This is a genomic window from Amycolatopsis alba DSM 44262, assembly GCF_000384215.1.
In the GTDB taxonomy this organism is placed as follows: Bacteria; Actinomycetota; Actinomycetes; order Mycobacteriales; family Pseudonocardiaceae; genus Amycolatopsis; species Amycolatopsis alba.
The window spans coordinates 8,053,158-8,064,968 of record NZ_KB913032.1; the positions used below are offsets into that span (position 1 = coordinate 8,053,158).

The window sequence follows — 11,811 nt, forward strand, 5'->3', positions numbered from 1 at the left end:
GATCACGCGCGAAGCGTGGCGCCGCCGTCGACGTAGAGGTTCTGCATCGTGATGTGCCGCGCGCGCTCGGAGGCGAGAAACAGGACCGCGTCGGCGATGTCGGCCGGTTCCGCCATCCGGCCCAGTGGTATGCCGACGCGGTATTGCTCCTGATTTCCCGCGATGACACGGTCCGCGCCGTTCTCGTCCGTCCACAGTAGACGTTGCATGTCAGTGTCGGTCGAACCAGGCGAGACGATGTTGCAGCGGATTCCGGAGCCGGCGAGTTCGAGGCCGAGGCAGCGGGTCAGCATCGTCGCCGCGGCCTTCGAAGCGGCATACGCGGCCATCCCGGTGCGCGGGACACCTGCGGCGTTCGACCCGACAGTCACCAGCACGCCGCTCCGGCGGGGCAGCATCCGGCGGGAGATCTCGCGGAGCACGGTGAAGACACCCGTGGAGTTGACCGCGAAGGTCGCCGCCCAGTCCTCGTCGCTCGTCTCGCAGACCGACCCCGGTTTCAGCACGCCCGCGACGGACACCCCGATCCCGATCGGCCCGAGCCCGCGTTCGACCTCGTCCACCACCCGCGCCACGGCGGCGGGATCCCCGACGTCCGCGACGAACGAGGTCACCCCGTCCCGCGAAGGCCCCTCAGTGAGATCCACCGCCGCCACGATCGCGCCCGCCTTGGCCAGCCCGTCCACGACGGCCGCCCCGATCCCGCGCGCACCCCCGGTGACGAGCGCGACCTTGCCCTCGATCCCTTCCACGCCAAACCACCCCACGTCCCATTTGCTTAGCCTTGCCTAAGCTAGCGGGCGAATCCGGACAAAGCGAGGGACCGACACCGGTGATTCAGACCACTCCCGCCGGACAGGGGGCCAGGTCTCGTGAGTGGTAAGGCGCGTTCCCTGACGGACCGGTATTTGCCTACCTGCTGGTGTGACTGGCGGTCGAGTGTGGAGGATCTGGGACGTTGAACGTCCGGATGCTTCCCCCGTCGCGTATCTGCCACCGGTCGTGACCGGTGCGACCTTGATCGACGGAGGATCGGGGACGGTGAGCGTCCCGGATCTTCCGTTGATCAAGATCCGGGACCGGGCGACCCGCTCGAACCGCCACCCACGCCCAGGTCGTGAGTGGTAAGTGTCGTTCTCACGGACCCGTATTTGCCTGCCCACTGGTGTGACTGGTGGTCGGGTGTGGAGGATTTGGGACGTTGAACGTCCTGAATCCTCCACGCTCGGTCTCGGTGCTGGGTGAAGCTTGTGTTGGATGGCGGTGCGGTCGAGCGGGGAAGATTCCGGCCGTTGAACGTCCGGAATCTTCCCCCGTCACGTCGTCTGCCCCAGGGTGTGTTCGGCATGACCTTGATCAAGATCCGAGACCGGGCGACCCCGTGACGGTGAAGGAATCAGGACGTTCAACGTCCTGATTCCTTCACCGTCGAGCCGACAGGCCCGGAATCGCCACCCTCGCGCAGGTCAGGCGTGGGTAGGCAAATACGGGTCCGCGCTAACGACACTTACCACTCACGAGCCACCCCCTAACCGGGCAGGGGGCACGACAGCGGTCCGCGAACGGTTCCCCCGCCCCGCAAGGTGATCTGCGGGGTCCCGCCGTGAAAGTCCCGGACGGTGCACACGATCTGGTCGACGGCCCTGGCCGAAAGCCCGGCGACAGCGGTCGTGAGGGTCACCGTGACCCCGTTCGGCGAGGGTTCCTGGTCGAGTACCGCGGTGCCGGGCGGGACTTCGCTGCGGTAGCCCCGTTCCTGCTCGGTCTCGTCCGGCCCGGCGGCGAGCAGGTCGACGGGGCTGGCCGGGGCCAGTTCGCCGGCGAGCGGCCGCAGCACCCGGATCGCCTGCCCGTCGGACAGGAAGTACAGCACCGCCGCGTTGGTCGGCCCGGCAGGCGCGAAGGCACCGGGGATCACGCCGCTGGGCCGGATACCGCAGGCCGCGACCGTCGCGACGATCAGGAGCAGCGCGAACCAGGTCTTCCTCATGCCGTCACCTCTTCACGCGGCAGGCGCAGCGTGAACACCGCGCCCCCGTCCACACCGTTGGCCGCGACCAGGGTTCCGCCGTGCAGACGGGCGTTCTCCCAGGCGATCGCCAGGCCGAGCCCGCTGCCGCCGGACCGCGCCCTGGCCGAATCCGCCTTGAAGAACCGGTCGAACACGTGTGGCAGCACCTCGGGCGCCAGCCCTGGACCGCGGTCCGCGACCTCCAGCGTGATCCACTCCTCCGCTTCGGAAAGCCGGAGCGAGACCGGCTTTTCCCCGTGCCGCAAGGCGTTCCCGACCAGATTCGCCACGATGACGTCCAGCCGCCGCGGATCCAGCCCGGCGAAGACCCCGGCGGGCAGGTCTCCCTCCACCTCGCCCGTCCAGCCGCGGATGCGCAGGCTCGCCGTCACCACCTCGGCGACGTCGACCTCTTCCGGCGCGAGAGCGGCGGCTCCCGCGTCGAACCGGGACACCTCGATGAGGTCGTTCACCAGCCGGGTCAGGTTGTGTGTCTCGTCGATGGTCATCCGCGCCGCCCGCCCGGCGTCGCCGTGCAGGCGCGGCGCCTCCTGTTCGAGCACGTCCGCGACCGCGGTCATCGCGGCCAGCGGGGTCCGCAGTTCGTGCGAGACGTCGGCGACGAACCGCCGCGCGTCGGCTTCCATCCGCTCCAGCTCGCCGACGTGACGTTCCAGCGCTTCGGCCGTCTCGTTGAACGTGCGCGCCACTCCGGCCAGTTCGTCCGAGCCGCGGACGTCGATCCGGGCCCGCAGGTCACCCGAGCCGAGCCGGTGCGCCGCGTCGCCCAGTTCCCGCACCGGCCGCAGGACGCCGCGTGCGGCCAGCAGGGCCAGCCCGACGGCGAAAACGAGCGCCGCCCCGCCGATCAGCCAGGCACGGGTGGCGAGTTCGTCGATGCTCCGCGCTTCCGCCTCCATGCTGCGGGCGACGTAGGCCTCGATCCCCGACGCCTGCCGCTGCCCGCTGGGAAGCACGACGGTGAACCTGGTGCCCACCACCAGCATCGGTGTCCCCGCGGCGTCGACACGTTGCCACGCGACGATTCCCGACTTCACCCGCTCGCGAAGCTCAGGTGAGATCAGCGATCGGAGCTGCTCGTTCCCGCTCGCCTTGTCCGCGTAGAGGACCAGGGAACTCAGGTCACGATCGGACAGTTCGCCGCTGATCCGGCTCAGTGTCCCGTCGCCGGGCGGCAGCGGGCCGAGCGGGAACAGCTTGGTGGCCTTGTCGACCAGCACGCGGGCGGTGGCGTCCTGCGCCTGCTGGAGGATCACGGTGCGGGACTGGACATAGGCGCCGCCGGCGACCGTCGCCGCGGTGATCACGACCAGCAGGCTGAAGGCCAGCAACAGCCGGGTGCGCAGTCCTCCGAGCTTCACAGCGGCCCGAAGCGGTAGCCGAAACCGCGGACCGTCTGGACGTACACCGGCGCGGACGAATCGTCTTCGATCTTCGCGCGCAGCCGTTGGACACAGGCGTCGACGACACGGGAGTCGCCGAAGTACCCGTGCTCCCACACGCTTTCCAGCAGGTACTGGCGGCTGAGGACCCGGCCGGGTACCTGGGTGAGCTCCAGCAGCAGCCGTAGTTCGGTCGGGGCGAGGGCGACGGGTTCGCCGCCCTTGGTCACCGTCAGCGCGGCGCGGTCGACGCCGAGGTCGCCGTGCCGCTCGATCTCGCACCGTGCGGGCGCCGGGGGCGAGGCCTGCCCGGTCCGCCGCAGCACCGCGCGGATCCGCGCCTCCAGCACCTGGGCCCTCGCGGGCTTCACCACGTAGTCGTCAGCGCCGGCGGCGAGCCCGGCCACCACGTCGATGTCCTCGTTGCGCGCGGTGAGCATGATGATCGGCAGGTCGCCCGCGGCCCGGATGCGGCGGCAGACCTCGAAGCCGTCCAGCCCCGGCAGCATCAGGTCCAGCACGACGATGTCCGGCGGCCGTGACGCGAGCCGGGCAAGGCCTTCCTCGCCCGTGGCCACCGCGTCGACCGCGTGGCCGCGCCCGCCCAGCGCCATGCTCAGCCCGTCACGCACGGCTTGGTCGTCCTCGATGAGCAGCACCCTGGGCATGCCGACGACTATCGCAGCGCCGGACGGAATCCGCTCGTCCATGACACGCCATGGTGCCGAAGTTGCTTCCGCGGACCGTCCGCGGAATGTCTTCGTTCTGTCACGACGTGATCCGTGCGGAACGGTGACATTTTCATCGGCGTCCGCGTACTCGGTCGCGATCGGGCCTTCACAAGCGGCGGCGACTGTGAACGGCATGAAGGAAATCGTTCTCGCGGCGATCACCCGCGTCCTCGCGGTGCTCCTGCTGATCCCGGCGTGGCTGCGCTCCCCCGGCCGGGCCCGACGGCTCGCCTGTGGCTGGGCGCTGTCGCTGCGGTTCCCGGCCGAGAACCTCGCCGGGCTGACCGGCGGGACCCTGGCCGCGTTCACCGACGCCAGGACCGAGGCGTTCTGGCGGCACCGCACACTGCTCGGCGTCACCTCCGGGCACCGCGACGCCGCCGAGCAGCACCGCCTGTTCCTCGACGAGACGGGACGGAACGGAAAGCGCGTCCTGCCGCCGAAGGATTCGGCGCACGTCCGGGGTACCGCGCTGGACGTCCGGCCGCGCGAAGGCGCGCAGTGGCTGGAGGACAACGGTGCCCGCTTCGCGCTCTACCGGATCTATGACAACGAATGGTGGCATTTCGAGTACCGGCCCGGTGAGGCACCGCCCGCGCGGCTGCCTCACCCCGGCTGGCAGGCGGGGGTCACCCGGTGACGGTCACCCGCGGCGCCAGCGCGGCCAGGAAGTCCGCCGCGTCGAAGACCTCGCCCGCCGAGACGACCCCGGTCGCCTTGGTCCGCCCGTCGAGCACCCGCTGGACGGCCTCCACCACCAGCGGAGCGGTGATTGCGTAGATGTCCCGCCCCTGTGCGGTGATCCGCCGTTCCGCGCCGCCGGACCGCACGACGACGTCGACCACGAACGTCTGCGAGGACGGGCCACCGGCGGGTGGCGACGGCGTCTCGGGGGTCACCACTTCGCGGGCCGCGTTCGTGGTCATGTACGTGGTCACTTCGGGAATGGCGAGATGCCTCGGGACGGTGACGACGTCGGCCATCGAGAACTCGCCGAGCACGGCGCGGGTCCCGAGCGGCGCGGGGAAGTCCCAGTCCGAGGCGGGCAGCGCGTCGTCACGATATTCGATCCGGCCGCCGGAGAACCGGATCCGCTGCCCCTGGCGCCGCTCCCGTGAGACCCTGCCCGCCGCGCGGGTGCCTTCCGTCGGATGCCAGCTGCTCAGCCCGTAGGCGATGTGCGCTTCGTCGGCGGACGTCCACTCGCCCATGGCGGCGGTGACCATCAGGTCGCCGAGGCCGCCGAAGAACGCCATCGCCGGGATCACGATCGCTCCCCCGGCACGGTCGCCGAACTGCGCGAAGGTGTCGATGTTCGCTTCGAGCTCCGCCGCCACGTCCAGGTACGGGACACCGGCCCGCAGCGCCGCCTCGATCACCGGGGCGGCCGTGTCGGCGAACGGCCCGGCGGCGTTGATCACCGCGTCCGCGCCCGCGAAGGCGCGGTCGAGCGAAGCCGGGTCACCGACCGACGCCTGCCGGACTTCGAGATCAGGCCACGGCAGGTCGCGCAGTCTGGCCTCGTCCCGCCCCACAGCCAGCACGCCGAACCCGCGCTCGCGCAACTCCTCCACCACGAACCGCCCGGTGTGCCCGTAAGCCCCGAACACCGCGATGTCGTACGTACCCATCGGTTCTCCTGCCCTCGGCTGATCCACTGTGGACTATCGTGGCGCCGGGGACCGCTTGCCGACAGTGTCCGGAACGCCATCATGCGTACACTTTCGGACATGAGCACGGTCGCCCTCGCCGCCACGGACGGGATGCTCCAGTTCGAACTGGCCATCGCCCAGGAGGTCTTCGACTCACCCCTGCGATACGAACTCAGTGTCTGCGGTCCGGCACCGGTGAAGGTCGGCAGGTTCCTGCTCGAACCGGACCACGGACTCGATCACCTCGCGTGCGCCGGCACCGTCATCGTCCCCGGCTGGGCCGACATCGACGTCCCTCCGCCCGCCGACCTCGTCGACGCCGTCCGCGCCGCCCACGAAGCGGGCGCACGGGTCGCGTCCCTCTGCACGGGCGCGTTCGTGCTGGCGGCCGCCGGCCTCCTCGACGGCCGCCGCGCGACGACGCACTGGGCGCACACCGACGTACTCGCCGCCCGCCATCCCCTGGTCGAGGTCGATCCGGACGTCCTCTACGTCGACAACGGCAGCGTGCTCACCTCGGCTGGCAAGGCCGCCGCGATGGATCTGTGCCTGCATCTGGTGCGCTCGGATCACGGCTCGGCGGTCGCGAACACCGTCGCCCGCCGCCTGGTCGTCCCGCCGCACCGCGCGGGCGGGCAGGCCCAGTTCGTCACCGCACCGGTGCCCGAACAGGACGACCATCCGCTCGGCGGCCTGCTCCCCTGGATCACCGGGCGGCTGGACCGGCCGCTGACCGTCGAGGACCTCGCCAGGCACGCCAACATGAGCTCACGCAACCTGGCGAGGCATTTCCGGACGGCGACCGGGACGACCCCGCTGCGCTGGCTGCTGATCCAGCGCATCCGCCGCGCGCAGGAACTCCTGGAGCGCACCGACGACAGCGTCGAGGCCATCGCGGAGGCCACCGGGATGGGCACCGCCGCCACGTTGCGGCGGCATTTCAACCGGACCGTCGGGGTGCCGCCGGACACTTACCGCCGCACCTTCCGCGCGGCCAAGGAATCCTCGACGTGACCAAGCCCGCGACAGCCGCCGTCCACAGGCCGCTCAAAGGGCCTTTCCGAGCCGCCGCAGCCCTTCCGCGATCGTGTCCGGCGCGTGCGTGGCGAACGAGAGCCGCAACGCCGACCGGTCCGGCTCCCCCACCTGGAACGCCGAGCCGGGCACGAAGGCGACGTCATGCCGCAGCGCCTCGGGAAGCAGCCGGTCCGTGTCCGTCCCGGCGGGAAGGGTGACCCAGACGAACATCCCGCCGTCCGGGTCGGTCCATGTCGTCCCCGGCGGGGTGATCGCGGGCAGTTCGGCCAGCATCGCGTCCCGGCGCACACGGTAGGTCGCGCACAGTTTCCGCACCTGCGCGTCGAGATCCGCGGTCGCCAGGTACTCGGCCGCGGCCGCCTGGTCGATGGTCGAGGTGTGTAGATCGTTCGCCTGCTTGAGGATCGCGACGCGGCGCAGGAGTTCGCTCGGTGCGCGGAGCCAGCCCAGCCGCATGCCAGGGGCGATCACCTTCGAGAAGCTGCCGAGGTAGATCGCGCGGCCGGCGAGTTCCGGACGGGCCGACATCGGTTCTTCGCGTTCACCGCGATACCGCAGTTCGTGGTACGGGTCGTCCTCGACGAGCCAGAACCCGTGGCGCGCGATCACTTCCGCGAGCGCACGGCGTCGCGCGGGGCCGGTGGTGCGGCCGGACGGATTCGAGAACGTCGGCACCAGGTAGAGCAGCGAAGGCCGTTCCCTGGCGGCGATCTCGTCCAGCGCGGCCGGGTCGATCCCCTCCGGGTCACCGGGAACGGGCACGATCCGCGCCTGCGCGAGCCGGAAACACTGCAGCGCGGACAGGTACACCGGTTCCTCCACCAGCACGGTGGCGCCGGGGTCGAGCAACGCGGAACTCAGCAACTGCAGGCCCTGCTGGGAACCCGTGGTGACCAGCAGATCGTCCACAGTGGTCGGGAGCCCGCGACCGGACAGCCGCTGCGCGAGCTGCTCGCGCAGCCGCGGATTCCCTTCGGTGGGCGAGTACTGCAAGGTGCGCGGGGCGAACTCGTCGGCGAGTGCCCGGCCGAAGGCGGCGCGGAGGCCGTCCACATCGAACAGTTCCGGCGCGGGCATGCCACCGGCGAAGGAGATCACGCCAGGGCGTGCGGTGAGCGCGAGCAGGTCGCGCACGGGAGAACTGGTGACGCCGTCCATGCGACGGGCCAGGGGAAGAGACATGGAAGCTCCTCGGGGAGAAACGTGCGGCTCCGATGGTGCAGCAGCCGGGGATCTTCCCGTGCGAGCAAGCAACTACCGCCACGATAGCAGCTAGGCTGGCGGACGTGCCGCTCGTGGAAATCACCTACTCCCCCGAACTTTCCGAAGCCAAGCTCCGTGAACTGGGTTCGGTGCTGCCGCATCTCGTGTCCGTCGCGGTGGAATGCCCCGAGGAGCCCTACGACGGCGACCTTCAGCCGGGCGACGTCGAGCTGCGCTTCCGTCGGCCGGGGCCGTTCGACCGCTTCGGGCTGGACCTGCTGGTCGAGGTCCGGTCGAAGTGGTTCCCGAGCCGGGCGGACAACCGCCAGGAGCGGGTGGATCTGCTGCGGACGAGCATCGAATCCGCGACCGGGATCGACGACGTCGGCGTGTATCTCTCACTGCCCGTCGCCGCGTGGTCGCAATCGGACTAGCTGCCCCCGAAGACGTGCCGCCGCACGAACGGGCTCCGGAACTTGCCGTCCGGGTCCAGTTCGACGGCCAGCGCGCGGAAATCGGCGAGCTTCGGGTAGTCCGCGGCACGGTGGAAGAGCTTCCCCCAGTGCGGCCGGACCCCGAAGGGCGCCAAGCGTTCCTCGATCAGGGGAAGCAGCGTGCGGACCGCGTCCTCCTCAGGGCGCCAGGTGAAGTGCAGCGCGATCCGGTCACCGCCGTGGAACGGGCTCAGCCACAGCTCGTCCCCCGCGACGGTGCGGATCTCCGAGGTGAGCAGCACGGGCGCCAGCCGGTGCCCGATGCCGCGCAGGGCCTCTATCGCGGCAACGGCGTGCCGCACGGGCACGAAGTACTCGGTCTGCAGTTCGTTCCCGACACTGGGGGTGAAGTCCAGGCGGAAATGCGGGATCCGCTCGTGCCACGGCCCCGTGACCCCGAGCTGCCGCGTGCAGTTGTCCGCCCGGACGCCCGCCGCGTGGGCCGGATGCCGCGGCCCGTCCGCCGCCCTCGCCCCGAAGAACTCCGGGCCCGGCTGTCCTGACCCTTTGATCCAGACCTGGTCGATCGAGTCGCGCGCCCAGTTCGTGAACATGCTGACGCTGTAACCCGCGTCCTGGATCTCGTCGAAGTGCTCGTACGCCGACTGCCAGGGCAAGCCGTCGAAGACGTCCTGGCGTAGGTCGAAGGACGGCACCAGGTCGAGGGTCAGCCGGGTCACCACGCCCAGCGCGCCGAGGCCGACGACCACGCCGTCGTGCCTCTCGTAGGTCCTCAGTTCACCGTCCGCGGTGACCAGCTCCACCCCGGACACCGCCGACGCGAGGCTCCGGTTGCGCCGTCCGGAACCGTGGGTCGCCGTCGCGACGGTGCCCGCGACCGTGCAATGAGGCAGTGAAGCGAGGTTGGCCAGCGCGAATCCGGCCGCGTGCACCTGGACGGCGATGTCGCCGTATCGCGCCGCCGCCGGCACCGTGACCGTCGCGGACTCAGCGTCTAGTTCGGTCTCGACGTCGAGCGCGGACAGATCGAGCTGGACACCGCCGGGACAGTCCGCGATGTCGTTGAAGCAATGCCCGCTGCCGAGTGCCTTGACCGCGCTCGCCCCGGCGACCGCGTCCTGGACCTGTTCGACCGTGCGCGGACGCAGGATCCGTTCGGCGGTGAAGGTCTGATTTCCCGCCCAGTTCGTCTCGCGCACCAGTCCCAGCTTAGATTGCCCGAGTCGGCTTCACACGGAGGAGGATTCCCCTGACGGGCATTCCCGGCGAGATGGTCTCCATCGCGCTCTTGCTGGTCGTCCTGGCCTTCGCGGTGATCCGGCCACGCGGCCTGCCGGAGGCGGTCGCCGCCGTCCCCGCCGCCGCGATCGTGCTGGCGGCCGGGGCGATCTCGTTCCCCGACGCCCTCGACGAGGTGGCCAGGCTCGCCCCGGTCGTCGGTTTCCTCGCCGCGGTGCTCGTGCTGGCCAAGCTGTGCGACGACGAAGGACTGTTCCAGGCGGCCGGGACGCTCATGGCCCGGTTCAGCCGGGGAAAGCCGCGACGGCTGCTGCCCGCGGTGTTCGCCGTCGCCGCGGCGGTCACCGTGGTGCTCAGCCTGGATGCCACCGTCGTGCTCCTGACGCCGGTCGTGTTCGCCACCGCCGCGCGGATGGGCGCGCGGGCCAAACCGCACGCCTACGCCTGCACGCATCTGGCGAACTCGGCGTCGTTGCTGCTGCCGGTGTCCAATCTGACCAATCTGCTCGCCGTCGCCGCGACCGGTATCTCGTTCCTCCGGTTCACCGCGCTGATGACCCTGCCCTGGCTCGCGGCGGTGCTCACCGAGTACCTGGTGTTCCGCCGGTTCTTCGCCGCCGACCTGGCGGCCCGGCCCCGCGGCGGGAAAGCGGTCCCGGCCGGGAAGGTCCCGGCGTTCGTGCTGGTCGTCCTCGGCCTGACGCTGGCCGGGTTCGTGGTCACCTCCCTGCTGGACGTCAGTCCCGCGTGGGCCGCGTTCGCCGGCGCCGCCGTCCTGGCGTGCCGCGCCCTCGCGCAGCGGCGGACCTCCCCCGCCGCGATCGTCCGGTCCGCGAGCATCCCCTTCCTCGCCTTCGTGCTCGCGCTGGCGATCGTGGTCCGCGCCGTCGTCGACAACGGACTGGACGAGGCGCTCAGCCATCTGGTGCCGACCTCCAGCTCGTTCCCCGCCCTGCTCGGCGCCGCCGCGGTGGCGGCCGTGCTCGCCAACCTGATCAACAACCTGCCCGCGGTGCTCGTCCTGCTGCCGCTCGCCGCCGCGGGCGGGACCCCGGTGGTGCTGGCCGTGCTGATCGGGGTCAACCTCGGGCCGAACCTCACCTACGTCGGCTCGCTGGCCACGCTGTTGTGGCGGCGGATCCTGCACCGGCACGACACCCGGCCCGAGCTCGGCGAGTTCACGCGGCTCGGGTTGCTCACCGTTCCGGCGTCCATCGTGCTCGCCGTCGCCGGGCTGTGGCTCGGGCTCGCCCTCACTTCCGCTCAGTGAGAAGCTGGGCGCATGCCCGGCAACCTGTCCACCCCCGGCGCCGGTGTCGTCTCGCGGGCGTTCGCGCTGCTCGGCGCCTTCGACGTCGATCACCGCGAGCTGTCACTGACCGAACTCGCCGCCCGCGCCGGGCTGCCGCTGCCGACCGCGCACCGGATCGCGCGCGAACTCGTGGAGCTGGGTGCGCTGGAGCGGCGCGATGACCGCTACGCCATCGGCAGGCGGCTGTGGGATCTCGGGCTGCTCGCCCCAGTCCAGTTCGAACTGCGCCAGGTCGCCGCGCCCTTCCTCCAGGATCTCTACGGCGCGACAGGTGCCACCGTGCATCTCGGTGAACGGGACGGTGACCAGGTGCTCTACCTCGACCGGCTCTCCGGGAACGCGTCCGTGCCGGTGGTCAGCCGGATCGGCGGGCGGTTGCCGCTGCACGCCACCGGCGTCGGGAAGGTCCTGCTGGCCTGGGCGCCGGAGGACGTCCAGCGGCAGGTGCTCGCCTCGCTGACCCGCGTCACGCCGTACACCGTCACCCAGCCCGGACGGCTTCGCGAGCAGTTGAGGCGAGTCCGGCGGGAGGGCTACGCGCAGACCGTCGAAGAGATGAGCCGAGGCGCCTGCTCGGTCGCCGTCCCGATCCGGGCGTCCGCCGGTGGTGAGGTCGTCGCGGCGCTCGGCCTGGTCGTTCCCGATCTGAGCCGCGGGCGGGCGCGGCTGGTCTCCGCGCTCCAGGTGGCGGCCGCCGGAATCGGCCGAAGCCTGCGAGTTTCACTGAGTGGAAGCGAACGCTAGGAGTTCGACCGCCACGCGGCCAG

Annotated in this window: 12 protein-coding genes; 5 read left to right on the top strand and 7 right to left on the bottom strand. The window is 70.9% G+C overall.

Annotated elements, in window-relative coordinates; translation table 11 throughout:
* Window positions 1-2: 2 nt before the first annotated feature.
* The 4 genes from dhbA to AMYAL_RS0137505 form a co-directional block, all read right to left on the bottom strand.
* Entirely contained in the window at window positions 3-752 is a 750-nt protein-coding gene (gene dhbA / locus AMYAL_RS0137490) for a 2,3-dihydro-2,3-dihydroxybenzoate dehydrogenase (protein ID WP_020636437.1), read from the bottom strand.
* A gap of 776 nt (window positions 753-1,528) precedes the next feature.
* The gene (locus tag AMYAL_RS0137495) at window positions 1,529-1,990 is read right to left on the bottom strand and encodes a GerMN domain-containing protein (protein ID WP_020636438.1); all 462 of its coding nucleotides are present in this window, start codon (window positions 1,988-1,990) and stop codon (window positions 1,529-1,531) included.
* Window positions 1,987-3,393, bottom strand: a complete 1,407-nt coding sequence (locus AMYAL_RS0137500) for an ATP-binding protein (RefSeq protein ID WP_020636439.1) — start codon at window positions 3,391-3,393, stop codon at window positions 1,987-1,989. Before AMYAL_RS0137500 ends, AMYAL_RS0137495 begins: the two co-directional genes overlap by 4 nt.
* Window positions 3,390-4,124, bottom strand: a complete 735-nt coding sequence (locus AMYAL_RS0137505) for a response regulator transcription factor (RefSeq protein ID WP_020636440.1) — start codon at window positions 4,122-4,124, stop codon at window positions 3,390-3,392. The genes AMYAL_RS0137500 and AMYAL_RS0137505 overlap by 4 nt, the downstream gene beginning before the upstream one ends.
* 154 nt (window positions 4,125-4,278) lie before the next feature.
* Here AMYAL_RS0137505 and AMYAL_RS0137510 point away from each other — a divergent pair, with 154 nt between their 5' ends.
* A complete protein-coding gene (locus AMYAL_RS0137510) occupies window positions 4,279-4,785 on the top strand; it encodes a M15 family metallopeptidase (protein WP_020636441.1) in 507 nt (168 codons plus the stop codon).
* Here AMYAL_RS0137510 and AMYAL_RS0137515 read toward each other — a convergent pair.
* Window positions 4,775-5,776: a saccharopine dehydrogenase family protein gene (locus AMYAL_RS0137515; protein WP_020636442.1), complete on the bottom strand. Its 1,002-nt coding sequence runs from the start codon at window positions 5,774-5,776 to the stop codon at window positions 4,775-4,777. The genes AMYAL_RS0137510 and AMYAL_RS0137515 overlap by 11 nt on opposite strands.
* 99 nt (window positions 5,777-5,875) lie before the next feature.
* Between AMYAL_RS0137515 and AMYAL_RS0137520 the strand changes: the two genes are divergently transcribed.
* A complete protein-coding gene (locus tag AMYAL_RS0137520) occupies window positions 5,876-6,811 on the top strand; it encodes a helix-turn-helix domain-containing protein (protein WP_020636443.1) in 936 nt (311 codons plus the stop codon).
* A 33-nt stretch (window positions 6,812-6,844) separates the two neighbouring features.
* Here AMYAL_RS0137520 and AMYAL_RS0137525 read toward each other — a convergent pair whose 3' ends face one another.
* On the bottom strand, window positions 6,845-8,017 hold the full coding sequence (locus AMYAL_RS0137525) for an aminotransferase-like domain-containing protein (RefSeq protein ID WP_143267700.1): 1,173 nt from the start codon (window positions 8,015-8,017) through the stop codon (window positions 6,845-6,847).
* A gap of 104 nt (window positions 8,018-8,121) precedes the next feature.
* On the opposite strand from AMYAL_RS0137525, the gene AMYAL_RS0137530 reads away from it, so the two are divergent.
* A complete protein-coding gene (locus AMYAL_RS0137530; protein ID WP_020636445.1) occupies window positions 8,122-8,472 on the top strand; it encodes a hypothetical protein in 351 nt (116 codons plus the stop codon).
* Here the strand turns inward: AMYAL_RS0137530 and AMYAL_RS0137535 are convergent.
* A complete protein-coding gene (locus tag AMYAL_RS0137535) occupies window positions 8,469-9,692 on the bottom strand; it encodes an FAD-binding protein (protein WP_020636446.1) in 1,224 nt (407 codons plus the stop codon). The two genes, AMYAL_RS0137530 and AMYAL_RS0137535, sit on opposite strands and share 4 nt — an antisense overlap.
* 71 nt (window positions 9,693-9,763) lie before the next feature.
* Between AMYAL_RS0137535 and AMYAL_RS0137540 the strand changes: the two genes are divergently transcribed.
* Window positions 9,764-11,002 carry an SLC13 family permease gene (locus AMYAL_RS0137540; protein ID WP_020636447.1) on the top strand — a complete coding sequence of 413 codons (1,239 nt, stop codon included), beginning with the start codon at window positions 9,764-9,766 and terminating at the stop codon, window positions 11,000-11,002.
* A 12-nt stretch (window positions 11,003-11,014) separates the two neighbouring features.
* Entirely contained in the window at window positions 11,015-11,788 is a 774-nt protein-coding gene (locus tag AMYAL_RS0137545; protein WP_020636448.1) for an IclR family transcriptional regulator, read from the top strand.
* The last annotated feature ends 23 nt before the right edge of the window (window positions 11,789-11,811 follow it).